This is a genomic window from Streptomyces sp. NPDC048523, from assembly GCF_043199815.1.
Classification (GTDB): Bacteria; Actinomycetota; Actinomycetes; order Streptomycetales; family Streptomycetaceae; genus Streptomyces.
The window spans coordinates 1-18,835 of the sequence record NZ_JBICWQ010000009.1 but is presented as its reverse complement, the minus strand read 5'-3'; the positions used below and the strand labels follow the sequence as shown (position 1 = coordinate 18,835).

The 18,835-nt window shown below is 70.7% G+C and carries 13 protein-coding genes and 1 pseudogene; 5 read left to right on the top strand and 9 right to left on the bottom strand.

From position 1 onward, the window contains the following. The first annotated feature begins 62 nt into the window (after window positions 1-62). Window positions 63-644, top strand: a complete 582-nt coding sequence (locus ACGFWE_RS35590) for a DUF742 domain-containing protein (RefSeq protein WP_352389382.1) — start codon at window positions 63-65, stop codon at window positions 642-644. After that, entirely contained in the window at window positions 625-1,206 is a 582-nt protein-coding gene (locus ACGFWE_RS35585) for an ATP/GTP-binding protein (RefSeq protein ID WP_026248371.1), read from the top strand. Before ACGFWE_RS35590 ends, ACGFWE_RS35585 begins: the two co-directional genes overlap by 20 nt. 142 nt (window positions 1,207-1,348) lie before the next feature. Here ACGFWE_RS35585 and ACGFWE_RS35580 read toward each other — a convergent pair whose 3' ends face one another. The 3 genes from ACGFWE_RS35580 to ACGFWE_RS35570 form a co-directional block, all read right to left on the bottom strand. Next, window positions 1,349-1,540, bottom strand: a complete 192-nt coding sequence (locus ACGFWE_RS35580; protein WP_352389381.1) for an acyl-CoA carboxylase subunit epsilon — start codon at window positions 1,538-1,540, stop codon at window positions 1,349-1,351. A gap of 57 nt (window positions 1,541-1,597) precedes the next feature. Beyond that, entirely contained in the window at window positions 1,598-3,205 is a 1,608-nt protein-coding gene (locus ACGFWE_RS35575) for an acyl-CoA carboxylase subunit beta (RefSeq protein WP_352389380.1), read from the bottom strand. A 151-nt stretch (window positions 3,206-3,356) separates the two neighbouring features. Next, window positions 3,357-5,711, bottom strand: coding sequence for a polysaccharide lyase 8 family protein (locus ACGFWE_RS35570; RefSeq protein WP_393604235.1), 2,355 nt, complete (start codon window positions 5,709-5,711; stop codon window positions 3,357-3,359). 134 nt (window positions 5,712-5,845) lie between these two features. Here ACGFWE_RS35570 and ACGFWE_RS35565 point away from each other — a divergent pair, with 134 nt between their 5' ends. Next, complete coding sequence (locus ACGFWE_RS35565) at window positions 5,846-6,400, top strand: YceI family protein (protein WP_352389378.1); 555 nt, start codon at window positions 5,846-5,848, stop codon at window positions 6,398-6,400. A 735-nt stretch (window positions 6,401-7,135) separates the two neighbouring features. Continuing rightward, window positions 7,136-7,918, top strand: coding sequence for a serine protease (locus ACGFWE_RS35560; RefSeq protein ID WP_393604233.1), 783 nt, complete (start codon window positions 7,136-7,138; stop codon window positions 7,916-7,918). Window positions 7,919-8,075: 157 nt separating this feature from the next. On the opposite strand, the gene ACGFWE_RS35555 is transcribed toward ACGFWE_RS35560, so the two are convergent. Further along, window positions 8,076-9,473, bottom strand: coding sequence for a hypothetical protein (locus ACGFWE_RS35555; RefSeq protein ID WP_393604231.1), 1,398 nt, complete (start codon window positions 9,471-9,473; stop codon window positions 8,076-8,078). A 49-nt stretch (window positions 9,474-9,522) separates the two neighbouring features. Next, window positions 9,523-12,534, bottom strand: coding sequence for a glycoside hydrolase family 3 N-terminal domain-containing protein (locus tag ACGFWE_RS35550; protein ID WP_393604229.1), 3,012 nt, complete (start codon window positions 12,532-12,534; stop codon window positions 9,523-9,525). A 182-nt stretch (window positions 12,535-12,716) separates the two neighbouring features. Here ACGFWE_RS35550 and ACGFWE_RS35545 point away from each other — a divergent pair, with 182 nt between their 5' ends. Continuing rightward, window positions 12,717-13,196, top strand: coding sequence for a hypothetical protein (locus tag ACGFWE_RS35545; protein ID WP_352389374.1), 480 nt, complete (start codon window positions 12,717-12,719; stop codon window positions 13,194-13,196). 26 nt (window positions 13,197-13,222) lie between these two features. Here ACGFWE_RS35545 and ACGFWE_RS35540 read toward each other — a convergent pair. From ACGFWE_RS35540 to ACGFWE_RS35525, 4 genes and pseudogenes are all read right to left on the bottom strand, one after another. Further along, window positions 13,223-13,522 (bottom strand): annotated as a pseudogene (locus ACGFWE_RS35540) (ATP-binding protein); the annotation flags it as partial. After that, window positions 13,479-15,083: a citramalate synthase gene (gene cimA, locus ACGFWE_RS35535; RefSeq protein ID WP_393604227.1), complete on the bottom strand. Its 1,605-nt coding sequence runs from the start codon at window positions 15,081-15,083 to the stop codon at window positions 13,479-13,481. The gene cimA and the pseudogene ACGFWE_RS35540, both read right to left, overlap by 44 nt. Before the next feature lie 310 nt (window positions 15,084-15,393). Then, window positions 15,394-16,608: a TolB family protein gene (locus tag ACGFWE_RS35530; RefSeq protein ID WP_393604225.1), complete on the bottom strand. Its 1,215-nt coding sequence runs from the start codon at window positions 16,606-16,608 to the stop codon at window positions 15,394-15,396. A 69-nt stretch (window positions 16,609-16,677) separates the two neighbouring features. Continuing rightward, complete coding sequence (locus ACGFWE_RS35525) at window positions 16,678-18,732, bottom strand: hypothetical protein (RefSeq protein ID WP_393604223.1); 2,055 nt, start codon at window positions 18,730-18,732, stop codon at window positions 16,678-16,680. Window positions 18,733-18,835: the final 103 nt, after the last annotated feature.

Genomic DNA, 18,835 nt, shown 5'->3' with positions numbered 1-18,835 from the left:
GTTTCGGGACGCGGCTCCACACAGCGTGATGGGTGCCCGGCACAGTCGGAGGAGGAGAAAAAGTGGCAACACCCCCAGGTGGTTCATCTGGCAATTGGTCGTACGGCCCTGGCCAGGGTCAGAACGACGGTTCCCAGAACCCGAACCGCTACAACTTCCCCTCCGCACCGAGCCAGCGGCGCCAGCAGCCGTACGCGCCGCAGGGCCCCGGCCCGTCGCCGTACGACCAGCCGGCGGCGCCGCGCATCCAGCCCGTGCAGCCGCATCGGCGCTCCCCCGAGCCTTCCCCCGCGGGAGGCGCCAGCAACCCCCTGGTGCGCCCGTACGCCATGACAGGCGGCCGCACCAGGCCGCGCTACCAGCTCGCCATCGAGGCGCTGGTGCACACCACCGCGCAGCCGCACCAGATGCAGGGCCAGTTGCCCGAGCATCAGCGGATCTGCAACCTCTGCCGTGAGATCAAGTCGGTGGCCGAGATCTCGGCCCTCCTCACGATCCCTCTCGGCGTGGCCAGGATCCTCGTCGCCGACTTGGCGGAGGCGGGCCTGGTCGCCATCCATCAGCCCGGCGGCGACGAGAGCGCCGGCGGCCAGCCAGACGTGACACTGCTCGAAAGGGTGCTCAGTGGACTTCGCAAGCTCTAGCGGAGGGCCTTCCCGCTCCACCACGTCCGCGAAGATCGTGGTGGCTGGCGGCTTCGGCGTGGGCAAGACCACGTTCGTCGGCGCCGTCTCGGAGATCAACCCGCTGCGCACCGAGGCCGTCATGACGTCCGCGTCGGCCGGCATCGACGACCTCACCCACACCGGGGACAAGACGACCACCACGGTCGCCATGGACTTCGGCCGCATCACCCTCGACCAGGACCTGATCCTGTACCTCTTCGGTACCCCCGGACAGGACCGCTTCTGGTTCATGTGGGACGACCTGGTCCGCGGCGCCATCGGCGCGATCGTCCTCGTGGACACGAGGCGCCTCGCCGACTGTTTCCCGGCGGTCGACTACTTCGAGAACTCGGGGCTTCCTTTTGTGATCGCCCTGAACGGGTTCGACGGGAACCAGCCGTACAACCCGGACGAGGTCCGGGAGGCTCTGCAGATCGGGCCGGACACGCCGATCATCACGACGGACGCGCGGCACCGGGCGGACGCGAAGTCAGCTCTCATCACGCTCGTGGAGCACGCGCTGATGGCTCGCTTGCGGTAATTGCTGTGCGGCTACTGGGCTGCCTCGGACGGTTGTACGCCGTCTGCGGCAGCCCTTTGGTTGCTCGCGCAGTTCCCCGCGCCCCTACAAAGCCTGAGGGCCCCCTCTCTTTCGAGAGGGGGCCCTCAGGCTTTGTACGCGCTCAGTGCCAGCTGTGCGGGGCTCGGAAGCCGCCCTCGCGCTCCAGGCGGCGCCAGCCGGCCTTGGGGCGGCCTCGGTGGGCCGGGGTGGACGACGGGGCGGCCGCCGCGCGGGCCAGGAGGATCGCCGTGATGGCGGCGACTTCCTCGGGCTCGGCGTGGCCCTTCTCGACGCGGATGTCAGGGGTGCTCATAGGTCACAGTCTCCGTGAGAGAGGTTTCCGCGAGGGTGTCGCGGAGGGTCCGCGGGGTTACTGCGGAGGGTTGCCGTGCTTGCGGGAGGGCAGGTCGGCGTGCTTCGACTGGAGCATCGCCAGGGACCGGATCAGGACCTCGCGGGTTTCCGTCGGGTCGATCACGTCGTCCACCAGGCCGCGCTCCGCCGCGTAGTACGGGTGCATCAGCTCGGACTTGTACTCCTTGACCATGCGGGCCCGCATGGCCTCGGGGTCCTCGGCCTCGGCGATCTGACGCCGGAAGATGACGTTGGCGGCACCTTCGGCGCCCATCACCGCGATCTCGTTCGTCGGCCAGGCGTAGGTGAGGTCGGCGCCGATGGACTGGCTGTCCATGACGATGTAGGCGCCTCCGTACGCCTTGCGCAGGATCAGGGAGATCCTCGGCACGGTGGCGTTGCAGTACGCGTACAGCAGCTTGGCGCCGTGGCGGATGATTCCGCCGTGCTCCTGGTCGACGCCCGGAAGGAACCCGGGGACGTCCAGGAAGGTGACGATCGGGATGTTAAAAGCGTCACACATCTGAACAAAGCGCGCAGCTTTTTCCGATGCCTCGATGTCCAGGACGCCGGCGAGGGTCGAGGGCTGGTTGGCCACGATGCCGACGACCTGGCCGTCGAGGCGGGCCAGCGCGCAGATGATGTTGCGGGCCCAGCGCTCGTGGACCTCCAGGTAGTCGCCGTCGTCGACGATCTCCTCGATGACCTTGGTCATGTCGTACGGCCGGTTGCCGTCCGCCGGGACCAGGTCGAGCAGCACGTCGCCGCGCCGATCGGCCGCGTCGGTGGACTCCACCCGCGGCGGGTTCTCCCGGTTGTTCTGCGGGAGCATCGACAGCAGGTAGCGCACCTCGGCGAGGCACGTCTCCTCGTCGTCGTAGGCGAAGTGGCAGACGCCGGACGTCTCGGCGTGCACGTCCGCGCCGCCGAGGCCGTTCTGGGTGATCTCCTCGCCCGTCACGGCCTTCACGACGTCCGGCCCGGTGATGAACATCTGGGAGGTCTCGCGGACCATGAAGACGAAGTCGGTGAGGGCGGGGCTGTAGGCCGCGCCGCCCGCGCACGGGCCGAGCATCACCGAGATCTGCGGGATGACGCCCGAGGCCTTGGTGTTGCGCTGGAAGATGCCGCCGTAGCCCGCGAGGGCGCTCACACCCTCCTGGATACGGGCGCCCGCGCCGTCGTTCAGCGACACCAGGGGCGCCCCGGCCGCGATGGCCATGTCCATGATCTTGTGGATCTTCGTGGCGTGGGCCTCGCCCAGCGCGCCGCCGAAGATGCGGAAGTCGTGGGCGTAGACGAAGACCGTACGGCCCTCCACCGTGCCCCAGCCGGTGATGACACCGTCGGTGTACGGCTTCTTGGCCTCCAGGCCGAACCCGGTCGCCCGGTGCCGGCGCAGCTGCTCGACCTCCTGGAAGGAACCCGCGTCGAGGAGCAGCTCGATGCGCTCGCGTGCGGTCAGCTTGCCCTTGGCGTGCTGCGCCTCGGTCGCCTTCTCGCTGGGGCCGGCCAGGGCCGCCGCACGGATCTCGTGCAGCTCGGCCACCCGCCCACGCGCGTCCGTCGGCTCGCCCGTCGGCTCACCCGTCGTCTCACCCGGCGCCTCATCCAAAACGGTCATGTAGTGACCTTACGAAGACCGGCGAGGAATGCGAGCCGTTGACTCCTCACAGTCTCCGGACCGTTTTCCTGGTGCGACCGAACAGAACCCTGGAAGCATGCAGGCGTTCTGACTGCTCAGAGGGCTCGCCGCTTGTAGGGGTCGTACAAAGTCAGAGCGTGAGAGCCACCTCACATTCCTGTGGGGCGCATGCCATCCCCGGAGTGACACGCAGGTGCAGCAGACGGCCGGTGGCAAGCACCTCGACCGTGTCGTCGGCCCGCAGGACCGAGCGCACGGGCCGGTTCCAGACGATCTCCAGCGGTTCGCCCGAACGGGGTGGTTCGGCCACGGAGAGAGTAGCGGTACGGCCCTTGTGGCGGACCAGCACGCTCGCCCCGGCCGACGAGGTGAGCGGACCCGCCGTGCCGGCCCGCCAGAAGTTCGCGGCGGTCAGGCCCAGGCGGGGGACGCGGACCGCCTGGCACGCGCTGTCGTTGGCGAGGACGGACAGCCAGTGCCGGTCGGCGGCGCGGGCGGCGACGGCACGGCGGGAGGCCCCGGGCATCAGGACGTAGGCGTAGGAGGCGTCCACCGGGTCGGTGCCGTGGTCGAGCCAGAGGGTCTGCCAGCGCCGGGTGCGCCGTTCGGTCGTACTGGAGGTGTTGATGTCGGACCAGGCGCCGGTGCGGTCCTCGCGCAGGGCACGCAGGCCGTCGGGGACGAGCCAGCCTCCGTGCCCCTCCAGATGGGCCCAGCCCCGCCCCCGGACGAAGGACTGCGTGCCGTCCTCGCCCAGGTTGCGGTTGTCGACGACCGTCTCGACCGGGACGCCGTCGGTGCAGGTGATGCCCGCGCCCAGGCAGATCACCGCGTCCGCGGCGCAGAACCACGACTTGCGGGCCTGGAGCGTGGACCCCAGCCCCTTCAGGTGCTGGCCGATCGCCGCGTACTCGCCGTCGGTCGTGCCGCCGACCCAGCGGACGTCCGGCTTGGGCTCGCCCCACTCGCCGCCGGCCCGGTCGGGGAGGCGTTTCGTGGAGACGGTCGTGCCCGGGAGGCGGTACCAGTCGACGGTGGGCCAGTACCAGTCGGTGTACTGGCCCGAGTCGGCGGCCCACCAGGAGAGCATTCCGGCGCCGGTGTGCCAGCCGCGCGGGTTCTCGCCGTTGCCGCACTCGTAGGCGGCGATCCGGTCGCTGGCCATGGCGATGTTCGCGACGAATCCGGGGCGTCGGTGGACGGCCCGGTCCATGGCGGCGAAGAGGGTGTGCCCGACGGGTTCGGGGGCGGCCGGGACCGGTGAGGCGGCCACCGCGTGCAGCCGGGCGAGGTCGGCGACACCGAACTGGGGCGCTGTCAGGACGGGACTGACGGTGTCCCGTTCGATCCAGCCCTTCAGCAGGCCGTGCCAGCGTCCGCGCTCCTCCTCGCTCGCCGCGTCCGCGAGCAGCGCGACGGCGGCGATGATCCCCTGGCCGTGGAAGTGGTCGCCGCGCAGGACGTGGCGGTCGTCGCCCTTGAGGTGACCGCGGCTGATGGCGCGGCCGTTGACGCTGTCCATCACCAGCCCGTCGTGGATGAGCGGGGCGTAGGCGCGCTCGACGCTGTCGAGGACGGTCTGCCGGCGCGGGTCGGTCACCTCCCACGGGGAGCCGGCGAGCAGGGCGAAGAGGCGGCCGAGACCGTCGAGCATGACCTGGCCGTAGGTGCCGGAGTAGGCGACCCAGGTGTGCTGGACGAAGGAGCCGTCGGCGTAGAGGCCGTCTCCCTTCGTGACGTACGGGAAGACCGGCGAGAGGGCGTCGCGGGCGAGGGCGATCCGGTCCGGGGCCCTGCCGAGGATGCCGCGCAGGGCGACGGAGCGGCACAGGTCCACGCGGTTGGCGCCGGTGGAGGTGCCGGAGTAGTCGGTGAGCATCGTGTCGGGGAGGAAGTGGTCGACGGCGGCGCAGGCCGCGGCCTTCTGGGCGTCCGTGAGGTGGTCGTACAGGGCGGCCGTGATGTCCATGAGGAGGCGGGGGCTGCCGATCTGCCATTCCCACCAGTTGCCGTAACGGGTGGTGGAGGGGTTGTAGACGGTGGCGCAGAGGTGGTCGAGGCCGCGCAGGACGTCCGCGAGGAGGCTCTCGTCGCCGGTCGAGCCGGTGCCCCGCTGGTCGTAGGCCTGGGTCATGGTCCACAGGCGGCTGTAGCTGCGGGTGATTCCGGCCGGCGGGTCGTAGGGAGAGCCCGGCCACAGGGAGGTGGGCGCCGGGGCCATGGTGGCCTGGAAGCCGCGGGCGAGTTCGCCGGTCTCGGTGAGGCGGGAGGCGTAGGGCTCCTGTGCCGGGTCGTAACCGGTACCGAGGGCGATGTCGAGCCAGCGCCGGCGGAGGGTGTCGTAGGGGTCGGCCGAGAGGGAGCGGGCACGGGCCGGTGGGGCGGCTGTGGCGGTGGCGGTGGCGGTGGCCAGGAGTGCCGCCGTGAGTAAGACGGCTCTGCGGGTGGGGCGTGCGGGTACGGAGGCTCTGCGCTGCGGGTTCATACCGGGGCATCTACCACCGCGGGGCGATCAGGCCAACACTCCTCGGATGATGTTGAAACCTGTACGGAATAGGTCTACGGTCGTTCGCGTTGAGTGGTTCAACGTTCAACATCCTCACTTCAAGGAGCTCTGTCATGGCGAACACCGACCTGACCGCACTGACCGGCGACTACACGATCGACGCCGCGCACTCCACGATCGGCTTCACCGTCCGGCACGCGATGGTCACCAACGTCAAGGGCAAGTTCAACGACTTCAGCGGCTCGCTGCACCTGGACGGCAGCGACCCGTCCGCGTCGACGGCCTCCATCGACGTCAAGATGGACAGCATCGACACCGGGTCCGAGGACCGCGACGGGCACCTCAAGAGCGCGGACTTCTTCAAGATCGACGAGTTCCCGACGATGACCTTCCGCTCCACCAAGGCGGAGGCGCTCGGCGACGAGGACTACCGCATCACCGGCGACCTGACGGTCCTCGGCACCACCAAGCCGCTCACCATCGACCTCGAGTTCAACGGCGCCGCGAAGGACCCCTTCGGCAACGAGCGCGTGGGCTTCGAGGGCAAGGCCGAGATCAAGCGCTCCGAGTGGGGCCTGACCTGGAACGCGGCCCTGGAGACCGGCGGCGTCCTGATCTCCGACAAGATCAAGCTGACCTTCGACATCTCCGCGATCAAGAACGCGTGACCCTGTCGCCGGGGATCAGCGGGTGCGCCGGTCCGGGAGATCCGGGAGGTACGTCTGCGTCTTACGGACGGCCTCGGACGGACCCGGGCCGGCGCGCGCTGTACGGGGACGTGGGTGCCGGAGGCGTGGAGCGGCGCGTGGCCATGGTCGCGGCGCCGCGCTGAAGTGGACGGCACGGCCACTGCTGCCGGTGGCGCTGGTCCTGCTCGCGGTCACGACGGGGCGCCGCCCGGCGCCGAGAGCGGCTCACCGCGCTGTGCGTGGCAGCCTCGGCCGTCATGCCGTCCGCCCGGGCCGACCGGGCGCGTTCCTCGAGCACGTGGCGCTGTTCCCGCTCGGTGAGGGCGGCGTCCGTACATTGGCGGCCGGTCCCCTGCCGGGCCATCGGCCGGCGGCGCTCGTGGGCGCCGCGCTGGGGCGACGGTCTCGCTGCTGATACGACGACCGCCCCGTACCGTCCGTGCGGCGAAGGACCGGCTCGGCCTGGGGCTCGCCGCTGTCCGATCCGGCAACCCGCTGCCCGGGACTCGGGTTGCGCCCGGGCCAGGCACCCTCCGTGGTCGGTCAAACGCGACTGATGCTTGGCTGAATCGCACCCCTTGTGCGTGGGTTCACAGGATTCCCATAATCCAGCAACAGATTTGACCAGCCCATGTCAGAACTTGGGCGTTTCTTTGATGCCCAGACTTGGCATGTTCTCGTCAAAGCCACTCCCCACCCGGAAGAGGCATCACCTTGAAGAAACTCCTCACGGTCGTCAAGAGATGTCTGGCGGTCGGAGCCGCCGCGCTCGCGATCGCCAGTCTCCAGCCCGTGTCGGCCGCGCAGGCCGCGCCCTCGCCCGTCGTCGGCGGCAGCCGTGCCGCGCAGGGCGAGTTCCCGTTCATGGTGCGGCTGTCCATGGGGTGCGGCGGGGCGCTGTACACCCAGCAGATCGTGCTCACCGCCGCGCACTGTGTGAACGGGACCGGCGCGAACACCGGCATCACCGCCACCGCGGGTGTCGCGGACCTCCAGTCCAGCAGCGGGCGGGTGCAGGTCAAGTCGACGTACGTGTACCGGGCTCCCGGGTACAACGGTGACGGCAAGGACTGGGCGCTCATCAAGCTCGCCGCCCCGATCAACCTTCCTACGCTGAAGATCGCGACGACCACGCAGTACAACACCGGGACCTTCACGGTCGCGGGGTGGGGTGCGGCCACCGAGGGCGGGGCTCAGCAGCGGTATCTGCTGAAGGCCACCGTGCCGTTCGTGAGCGACGCGACCTGCCGGGGATACAGCGGGTACAGCGGGCTCATCGCCAACGAGGAGATCTGCGCGGGCTACGCCGCGGGCGGGGTCGACACCTGCCAGGGGGACTCCGGCGGGCCGATGTTCCGGCGGGACTCGGCGAACGCGTGGGTGCAGGTGGGCATCGTGAGCTGGGGCATAGGGTGCGCCCGGGCGAACGCGCCCGGGGTCTACACCGAGGTGTCCACGTTCGCCTCGGCCATCGCCTCGGCGGCCGCGTCGCTGTGAGGTGAGGCGACGCGGGTGCGGTGTGCTGCGGGTCCGGTGCGGCGTCAGGTGCCGGGCCCGCGGTTCCCCCGGGCCCCCGCTCCTCCCGACGCCGGACGGGCCGGGATCACCGGGACCGGCGCTTGCCATGCAGCCCCTCCGGCGTCGACCCCGCCGCTCAGAACCCCCCGCCCCCGAAGTCCCCTCCCCCGCCGCCGAAATCGCCACCGCCGCCGAAGTCCCCGCCGCCCCCGAAGTCGCCGAAGTCCCCGGAGCTGAAGTCCGAGCCGGACAGGTCGCCGCCCTCGTAGCCGCCGCCGAAGTCGCCGTAACCGGAGCCGTAGTCGGCCGCGTAGGCGGGCGTGGCCATCATGCTGCCGAGGAGCGTGCCGACCAGCAGCCCGGGCAGGAGGCCGCCGCCGAAGTAGCCGCCGGCCCAGGGGCCGTAGGCCGGGCCCGCGTCCCAGTACGGGCGGCGGCCCTGGTCGGTGTCGACCTCGCGCATCACCGGGTCGCGGCCGTCGGCCAGGCGGGTGGCGTCCGCGGCGCAGACCGGGACCTCGCGCTGAGCACCGCCCGGCGGCGTCCAGGTGGCGTCGGTGACGGAGGGGCCGTGGCGGGGGTCGAAGAAGCAGGGAACCCGGCGTTCGGGAAGCGGCCGGCCCTCGCGGCGCGCGGCGAGCTGGGCCAGCGAGAAGCGGCCGTCCTCCAGGGCCTGGGTGACCGCCCGCACGTCCTCGGGCCTGGTGGCCGCCCCCATGAGCGACTTCGCCTGCTCGTACGCGTCCAGGGCCCGCTCGTAGTCCGCGCGCATCGCGTCGTCGGCGCCCGCCTCGGCGGGGTGGAAGTCCAGCCGGTCCAGTTCCTCGCCGAACGCCGTGATGTCCTCGTCCACCACCACCCGCAGCTTCTCCAGCGCGGCCCGCTGCTCCTCCGCGTGGCGGCGCCGGTTGCGGCGCACCAGCGTGTAGGCGCCCGCGCCGCCGGCCACGAGCACCGCGCCGACCGTGATCAGTGCCGTGCTCGACACCCCGCCGCCGTCGTCCCCGGACCGCCAGGTCGACGGGGCCGAACCGCCCATGTTGGTGACCGCGGCGGCGGTGAAGTCGGTGAGCTGGGCGCGGGTGTCCTCGCCCTCGACGGTCGTCACGAGGTTCCGTACGGCCGCCTTCGGCAGGACCGAGGAGTCCGCGCGGGCGTCGAAGGCGTCGCCGAGGCGGACCGCGTAGACGCCGGTGATCCCGGTCGCCGTGCGCAGCTTGGTGAACAGGTCCTGCTTCGGGTAGTCCGCCGGCAGCACCGCGACGAACAGCGGCTTGTCCGCCTTGGTGATCCGGTCCGCCAGGGCGTCGGCGTCCGCGGCGGACAGCTGGGCCGCGGCGGCCGGATCGACGTAGACCGGACTCTTGCGCAGGGCCTGCCCGATCGTCGAGACGCTCGTCGCGGCCTCCGCAGTCGTCGTGGCCGAGACGGGCGGGGCGCCCGCCGCCAGGACGGCCAGGGCCGCGAGCACCAGGGCGAACAGCAGCCCCGGAAGGCTTCGGGTCCGTACTACGGCCTGCGCGATGGCCTTCATACTTCGACGCTACCCGAAGCCCCCCGAAAGAGGCCTCTCCGGCCGCCCCTCAGGCCGTCCGGTACGCCTGCGTCAGCTTCCGCACCGCCTCTCCGTAGCGGCCGGTCAGAAGGAGGTGATCGGCGTCGGCGAAGGGTGCCGCGACGGCGGCCGTCATGCGCAGGGCCGCCTTCCGCTGGACGATCAGCCGGGCCTTCTCGACGAGCGCGCGGCCCCGGTCGTCGGCACCGGCCCGCTCGGCCGCCCGGGCCGCGGTCCCGAGCGCCTCGAGTGTGGCCGCCCCGCCCTCCGGGACCTTGGTGAGTGTGGTCAGGCCCCAGCCGTAAGGGAACTGCGGGTCGTACGTCGGGGCGCCGACGTTGATCGGCAGCTGGGTCTGCGACCTGGGCCAGGTGACGGGGAGCCGGCCGGTGAAGGGGCGCTTGCCGTAGAGGACGTCGGCGACGCCGTCGCCCTCGGTGCCCGGCAGCCAGGAGGCGACCAGGGCGTCGATGTCACCGAGCCGGTCGCCGATGAGCTGCGGCCGCCCGGAGACGATCAGCACCGCGCACTTCATGGCCGCGCACACCTTGTCCACGGCGGCCCGGTCGGCGGCGGACAGCTCCAGGTCGTGGCCGTTGCCGACGTCCCCGACCCCCTCCGCGTACGGGGTCTCGCCGACGACGACCACACCGACGTCGTAACCGCCGGTCGGGGCGGAGGCGTCCTTGGAGTACGTCAGGGCCGCGGAGTTCTCGCGCATGGCCTCCAGGATCGTCGTGCCGGGGGTGATGTCGCCGGAGGAGCCCTGCCAGGTGACGGTCCAGCCGCCGCTCTGGTTGCCGATGTCGTCGGCGTTGGACCCGGCGACGTACACCTTCTGCGACTTCCTCAGCGGCAGGAGCCCGCCGCTGTTCTTCAGCAGCACCTGCGACTCGGCGGCCGCCGCGCGGGCCACGGCCCGGTGCCCGGCGGAACCGATCTTCGAAACGCCGCTCGTGTCGGCGTACGGCTTCTCGAAGAGCCCGAGCTTGAACTTCTGGGTGAGGATGCGGGATACGGCGTCGTCGATCCGCTTCTCGCTGACGCGACCGGCCCGCACCTCCTGGACGAGCGCGGTACGGAAGTCCTTGTAGGCGTAGGGGGCCATGACCATGTCGACGCCGGCGTTGACGGAGGTGCGGACGTCGCTCGCGTAGTCCCCGGGGATCTGGTCGATGCCGTTCCAGTCGCTGATGACGAAGCCGTCGAAGCCGAGCTTTTTCTTCAGGACCCCGTTGATCATGTCGGCGCGGGCGTGCATCTTGACCGGGCCGAGGCCGTCCCCGACGACGTCGAGCGAGGAGTACGACGGCATGACCGTGCCGACGCCACGGTCCACCGCGCTCTTGTACGGCGCGAGGTGAATCGCCTCCAGCTGCTTCCGGGTGACCGTGGTGACACCCTGGTCGATGGTGTAGGTGCCGGTGGTGGAGGAGCCGTACGCGGTGCCGCCGTCGCCGACGAAGTGCTTGGCGGTGGCGAGGACCTTGTCGTTCCTGTCGAGGTCCGTGCCGTTCCTGGCCCCTTGGAGACCCTGAATGACGGTCTCCATGGACTCGACGAGGGCCGGGTCCTCACCGAAGGACTCGTAGGAGCGGCCCCAGCGTTCGTCACGGGTGACGCAGAGGCAGGGCGCGAAGTCCCAGGGGATGCCGGTGGCACGGACCTCGGCTGCGGTCACGGCACCGGTCCGCTGGGCGAGTGCGGGGTCGCGGCTCGCCCCGATGCCGATGTTGTGCGGCATGACCGTGGCGCCGACCAGGTTGTTGTGGCCGTGGACGGCGTCGACGCCGTAGATGAGCGGGATCTGCAACCTGGTTGCCTGTGACCGGAGTTGGAAGGAGTCGATCATCTTGGCCCAGGCCTCGGGGGTGTTGGGCGTGGGCGTCGAGCCGCCGCCGGAGAGCAGCGAGCCGAGGTCCTCGGCGGTGATGTCGGCCCCGGCCCCGACGGCGCCCCGTTCGGCCTGGGTCATCTGGCCGGCCTTCTCCTCCAGGGACATGCGGGAGAGCAGGTCGGCGACGCGCTTGTGCACAGGGAGCTTGCTGTTCAGATACGGCAGCCCGTGCGCGTCGATGACGACCTGCGGGGTCTCGGCGGGGGCCTTGGCGCCGGTGACGGTGAGCTTGAGGGGGATGGTCTCGGCGGTCTCGGAGGCGGTCTTGTCCTTGAGGGTGGCGACCTGGAGGGTGCGGGTGGTCCCGGACGCGGTGCCCGCGGGGAAGGTGAACTCGCCCTTGACCGGGGTGTAGTCGGCGGCCGAGGCCGTGCCGCCCGCCGTCTCGTAGGCCACCGTGACCGGCTCGTCGATCGGGGCGGAGCCGGTGGTGGCGACGGTGACCTTCACCTGGGCGGTGCCGCCCTCCCGCACGGGGTACACCGCGGAGTCGGTGAGCACCGAGGCGCGCAGCGACTGGTCGGCCCTGCCGTACAACTCGACGCCGTCCAGGGCGAATCGGCCCGGTGTGCCGACGGGGAGCGTGACGCCGTACCCCCACATCTCCGTCAGCCCCAGGACGTGGTCGATGCCGCCGACGGGCTGGTAGTCGGTCCGGTAGGCGAAGTCGGAGAAGGGGATCTCGATCTGCTTCCAGCCGGTGAAGTCGTCGGTGAAGGACGTCGTCCACAGCTCGGACGCCTCGCCGTTGGCGCCGCCGTCCTTGAGCTCGAAGGCGACCTTCTTGCCGTTGTCCTGTCCTTCCCACCAGAAGCGGATGCCCTTGTGGGCGGACCAGTCGTGGGCGGGTTCGGCGAAGGCGAAGTCGTGCGTGAAGCCGCCGTAGCCGCTGATGTCGTAGGTGCCGGAGAGGACCTGGTCTCCTTCCGGCGCGTCAACTCGGCTGCTGAGCTGGAGAGTCGGCTGGTCGTCGGTGTCGCTGCCCCAGGTGAAGAGGCCGCCCGCAGGGGGGTTGGCGAAGGGGACTTCGCCCTCGAAGCGGTCGACGGGTACCGGGGGCGGGTCGTCGGCCGCCCGGGCGACGGCCAGGGGCAGCAAGGAGGTGAGCAGGGCGGCGGAGACGAGCAGGGCGGTTCTACGCATGGACCTTCCCTCGGCTCTCAGGGGTCACACAGGACTTACCTCACGGCGTGAGTGAACTGAGAGCACGCACATCCGTCAAGACACCGCGTCGGCCATCGCGTCCCTCGCGGGTGCTACGACCGCAATGCGATCGGTGCGCAACTGTGGTCGTACGGCGCGGCTTTGGCTGATGTGCTGGGGTGATGAGACGGGGATTCTTCGCGGTGGCCGGTGTCGTCGTCGGTGTGGGGCTGTTGAGCGGGTGCACGGCCGTCGATCTGCCGCTGGCCGGGGTCCGGGCCGGAGCGGACGGGGCCCCCTACGGGCTGTTCAGGCCGTGCGGGGACGACAGTTACCGCACGCCCGGGCTCGACGGGTCGGCCGGAGACGGACCCGTCAGTACCGGGTGGTCCGTGAAGAGCACGAAGCTGAGCGGAGACGCCGACTTCCCGCTGTTCTCACCTCCGCCCGCCTGGGGTGCCCGGCACCGGGGCGCACAGCGACTGCTGCCGAAGGACGACTACACCCTGCGCTTCGGCCACTACGTGACCGGCGACTCCTACAACGGCATCGTCACCTTCACCGCCGCGGACCTGGCCGCGCTCGAGCCCGGCCAGGTCTGGGCCGACGACCGGGCGATGAGCCTCGGCGAGTTCGAGAAGCTCGCCGAGGACTCGTGCTGACGTCGGTCCAGTGACGCCCTGACCGCGAAGTCGCACCACACGATCTTGCCGGGGTCCCGTTCCCGCACACCCCAGTCGTCGGCCAGCGCGGCCACGAGCAGCAGCCCACGGCCGCGTTCCGACTCGGGCACCGGATCAGGGACGCGGATCTCGCCCGGGCCGCTGTCGTGGACCTCCACGCGGAGGACTCCGTCGGCGAGCAAGGCGGCCAACCTCACGGTGGCGCCCGGCACTTGGGCCGCGTTCCTCGGGCTCGCTCGGCGGGACGAGCACATCTGAGGGTTACTCGGCCGGCTCCACGCCCGCGCGGAGGAGGCCGTACGTATACGCGTCCTCCAGCGCCTGCCAGGACGCCGCGATCACGTTCTCCGCGACGCCCACCGTCGACCACTCGCCCGTGCCGTCGGACGTGGAGATCAGGACGCGGGTCGTGGAGGAGGTGCCGTGGACGCCCTCCAGGATGCGGACCTTGTAGTCGACGAGGTCGAGCTTGGCGAGCTGGGGGTAGATCTTCTCCAGGGCCACGCGCAGGGTGCGGTCGAGGGCGTTGACCGGGCCGTTGCCCTCCGCCGTGGCGACGATGCGCTCGCCCTTGGCGAAGAGCTTGACCGTGGCCTCGTTGGCGTGGGTGCCGTCGGGGCGGTCCTCCACGATCGCGCGCCAGGACTCGACGCCGAAGTACTTGAGGGGCTTGCCCTGCACCTCGGCACGGAGCAGGAGTTCGAAGGAGGCGTCGGCGGCCTCGTACGTGTAGCCCCTGAGCTCGCGTTCCTTGACGCGCTCGACGACCCGGCCGACCAGCTCGCGGTCGCCGCCGAGGTCGATGCCGAGTTCCTTGCCCTTGAGCTCGATCGAGGCGCGGCCCGCCATGTCGGAGACCAGCATGCGCATGGTGTTGCCGACCTGCTCGGGGTCGATGTGCTGGTAGAGGTCCGGGTCGACCTTGATCGCGGAGGCGTGCAGGCCGGCCTTGTGGGCGAAGGCGGAGACGCCGACGTAGGGCTGGTGGGTGGAGGGGATGAGGTTGACGACCTCGGCGATGGCGTGGGAGATCCGCGTCATCTCGCGGAGCTTGCCGTCGGGGAGGACCTTCTTGCCGTACTTGAGCTCCAGGGCCGCGACGACCGGGAAGAGGTTCGCGTTGCCGACGCGCTCGCCGTAGCCGTTCGCCGTGCACTGGACGTGGGTCGCGCCCGCGTCCACGGCGGCGAGGGTGTTGGCGACCGCGCAGCCGGTGTCGTCCTGGGCGTGGATGCCGAGGCGGGCGCCGGTGTCCGCGAGGACGGTCGCGACGACCGCCTGGACCTGCGCCGGGAGCATGCCGCCGTTGGTGTCGCAGAGGATGACGACGGAGGCGCCGGCCTCCGAGGCCGCCCGTACGACGGCCTTCGCGTACTCCGGGTTGGCGCGGTAGCCGTCGAAGAAGTGCTCGCAGTCGACGAAGACCCGGCGGTCCTGCGACACCAGGTACGAGACCGTGTCGCGGACCATCTCCAGGTTCTCGTCGAGCGTGGTCCGCAGCGCGAGCTCGACATGGCGGTCGTGCGACTTGGCGACCAGGGTGATCACGGCCGCGCCGGAGTCCAGGAGGGCCTTGACCTGCGGGTCCTCGGACGCCTTGGCGCCCGCCCGGCGGGTCGCACCGAAGGCGACGAGCTGGGCGTGCTTGAAGTCGATCTCCTGCCGGGCGCGGGCGAAGAACTCGGTGTCCCGTGGGTTGGCGCCGGGCCAGCCGCCCTCGATGAAGCCCACGCCGAAGTCGTCCAGGTGCCGTGCGATGGCCAGCTTGTCCGCGACGGTGAGGTTGATGCCCTCCCGCTGGGCGCCGTCGCGCAGGGTGGTGTCGAAGACGTGGAACTGATCGTCGAGCTCGCTGGTTGCGGTCATGGTCTCAAGGCTCCTGAGGATCTTGGTCTCGGTCGTACCGGAATGACCGGCTCCACCGCCCCCACATACTCCCTCGCGCTCTCGCCTCCGGCTGCGGGTGGGCCAGAAATGCGAAAAACCCCTCGCGGGTGCGAGAGGTCTGCGCGCGGGTCGAGGACGACGGTGTCCGCCCGTACCTGGTCGTACGTGGCGGTCACTGCGGACCGGCGCGCCTGCTGCCAATAATCGTGGCGAACGAGAGCACGGAGGCAGTCTGGCACAGACCGCCCCCGCGCTCACCGTCCGTCTCAGGATGCGAACACTGTGCTGGTCATCGCAGGTGGCGTACGAACGCGTCGGTGCCGTCGTTGGTGTCGCCTGCCGGGATCAGCGTCGGGTCGGAGGACTGGAAGAGGATCCGGCGGGCGCCGTCGGCGATCCGGCCGGGCAGGACGTCGGCCGTCGCGGTGCCGCCGGTGGTGTCCGGGGTGACGAGGACGGTGGTGCCCTTCTTCAGGTCCCGCAGATAGACGGGGTACTCCTCGCCGTACTGGCTGCCGGGCTCGACCACCTTCGACATGAACGTGAGATAGCGGCCGTCGGCGCTGATCGCCGCGTTCCGGGTGTAGACCTCGCCGCGACCGCCCTGGGTGCCGTGGATGCGCTGGTTGGTGCCGGTGCCAAGGGTGTGCACGAACACGTTCCAGCTCACGTCGGTGTCGTCGGGAACGAGGTGGGTGTCCCGGGACTCGAAGACGACCGTACGGCCGTCACCGCTGATGGACGGGTTCAGCGACTCCTTCTCGGTCTGCGAGCCGTCGTAGGAGCGGTCGATCTGGGTGTGCTCGCCCGTGCCGCGGTCGTACATCCAGACGTCGCCCCAGTCGTCGCCGCGCGGGCCGTTGGCGTAGTTGTACTGGTAGACGATCCGGCGCCCGTCGTCGCTGACCGTCGGCCGGGAGGCGTTGCGCGGCTCCCAGGTGGGCCGGGGGTGGCTGATGCGCTCGGTGGTGCCCTTGATGCGGTCGCGCAGGAAGACCACGTCGGTGTTCCCGGCGGTCTCCTGGAGGGTGTAGACGGCGTAGCGGCCGTTGGGGCTGACGGAGATCTCGGCGGGCCGCCCGCTGAAGCCCTCGGGGATCTCGATGCCGAACCCGACCCGCTTGCCCGTGTCGATGTCGTGGATCCACACCTCCGAGGACTCCGCTTGGTACTCGGCGTAGACATACCGGCCGTCGTTCAGGACCGCCACCAGAGCTCCGAAGCCCGCGAAGCGGAGCTTGCCGGTGTGCGGGTCGCGCAGGTACATGCCGCTGTGCGGCACGTTCGGGTCCAGGTCCTCGGCATCCGACGTCAGGGCGATGTGGCGGCCGTCGCGGCTGATGACCGCGGTGCGTGTGACGCCGTTGCCCGCCTTCCCCTCCGGGGTGACGCTGACCGGCTCGGTGTACGGGGCCCTGGGCGCGGCGCTCGCCGCGGGCCCGGTGAGTGCCGTGGTGGCGAGGGCCGCGAGGAGCGCGGCTGCCAGGCGCTTGTTGCTGTGCATGGTTGATCCCCCGTGATCGTTCGTCGTGGTTGCGCAGTCGCTCATGCGTGGTTCGTCATGCGCAGTCGGTCATTGCACTGTCCGCAGGAACACGTCCGACAACCCGTTGGTGTCGCCCTCCACCAGATCGGGTGACGCCGACTCGAACGCGACGACCGTGCCGTCGGCGTTGACGGAGGGATGCTCCGCCGGAAGGTCGTTGCGGCCGCCCCAGCGGTCCACGCTGACCAACTGCCTCTTCCCCGTGGCGATTTCGAGCAGATACACGGAACGGCCCGAGGTGTACGCGAACTCTGTGCCGTTCCCTGAGATCGAGGGCTGGGCGCCCCTGACCCGGGCCATGGTGGTGCCGGTGTCGAGGTCCCGCACGGAGACGTACCGGCCCTGCTGGAAGGCGACCGTGCGGCCGACCGCGCTGAGGGAGGGGGCCGAGGCGCCGTCCGCGACCTTCGTCAGGTCGCCGGTGTCCAGGTCACGGACGTAGACGTCGCCGCCCTGCTCGAAGGCGATGTACCGGCCGTCGTAGTCCATGGACGGGTTGCCCGCCGCACCGCCCGAGGGCGCGCTGACCACGTCCGTGGCACCGCCGTTGAACTGGAAGCGGTAGACGCGGGGTTGCGGGTCCGGGTCGGCGTCGGTGGCGGGCAGGGTCGCCGTGTAGGTGATCCACTGGCAGGTACCGCTGACCTGGGGCTGCCCCATCCAGGTGAAACGGACGCCCTGGTAGGAGTCCAGGGTGGTGACCTTGCCGACCGAGGGGTTGCGGATGTGGATCTCCGGGGCGCCGTCGGCGGCGGACGGGACCACATAGCCCACCATGCGTCCGCTGTAGCAGGGGGTGCTCTGCGACGACGGCTTCTCCGTATCGGAGTTGACCGGGACGACGCGGAGGGGCGCGTTGATGGAGACGTCTCCCTCCGAGGTGAAGGTGACGAGCTTGTTCTCCCCCATCGCCGGGTCGTGGGACGCCCCGGCCGGCCCGCCGATCCGTTCGGTGACGGACGGCATCGGGGCCGGGTTCTTCCTCAGTCCGCCCGAGAAGGCGAACACGTCCGACTTCCGGTTGGTGTCACCCGGCACCAGATGGGACGCCGTCGAACTGAACGCCACCACACGCCCCTTGGCGGCCAGCGAGTCGCCCATCACCGTGGCGGTCAACGGGAGTTCGGCTCCTCGCAGCCCGGTCCGCAAGTCACGCACCCGCACGCCGTCCGCGCCCGTGACGACGGCGTACCGGCCGTCCGCCGTGGCCGAGGAGGCGGTTCCGTCGGCCACCCGTCGCGAGGTGCCCGTGCTCAGGTCGTGGACGTACACCCCGGTGTTGGCGTTGAGGAGGACCCGGCGGCCGTCCGCCGTGATCCGGATCAGATGGGCGACACCGAGGTCCGCGCCGACGCGGATGCGCTCGCCCGTCGCCCGGTCCTTGACGAAGACTTCGTTCGGGTCGTTGCCCTCGGCGCCCCCCTGGAGCGAGTAGGCGACCCGATTGCCGTCACCGCTCACCGAGGCCTTGGTCTTGTTGCCCTCCTCGGCGGGCGAGATCAGCTCCTCGGTGCCGGTCTCCGTGTCACGGGCGTACAGCAGCCGCGCGGTCTGGCCTCCGTTGCGGCCTCCGACGGTGTACGCGACGTGCGTGCCGTCGGGGCTGATCGACTGGGCGCCGCCCACCTCGGCCAGGCCGGGCGGGTCTTGGGGCCACAGCCGCTCCGAACGGCCGGTGGCGCTGTCGTACAGGTAAGGAGCCTGGAAGCGGGTACCGGCGGAGAAGGCGATACGGCTTCCGTCGGCGCTCGGTATCGGTGAGTCGTAGGTGTTGCCGCTGCCGAGGTCGATCTTCGTGACCCCGCCGTCCGTCGTGTGCTTCACCAGCAGGCACGGGGTGAAGTCCGCGCAGCCGAAGCTCGGTGCGGCGGACACGAACGCGACGTGGCGGCCGTCGGCGCTGACCGCGGCGTCCTCCGACGCCCCGTCGGCCTGACTGCCGTCGGCTGCCGTGCTCACACGCCGGGTTGGGGAGTCGTCGGGACGGGACTGGGCCTGAGCCTGGTCGTGATCCTGGTCCTGGTCCTGGTCCTGGGCCTGGGCCTGGGCCTGGGCGGTGGTGCCGGTGAACGCGACGAGCAAGGCCGCGCCTAAGAGCGACCGAGGATAGGCCCGAGGGTTGCGGAAGCCCGGGGGTCCCATGGCAATGGAAATGCCCTGGTTCTCGCCTGTCATGTCGGACGAT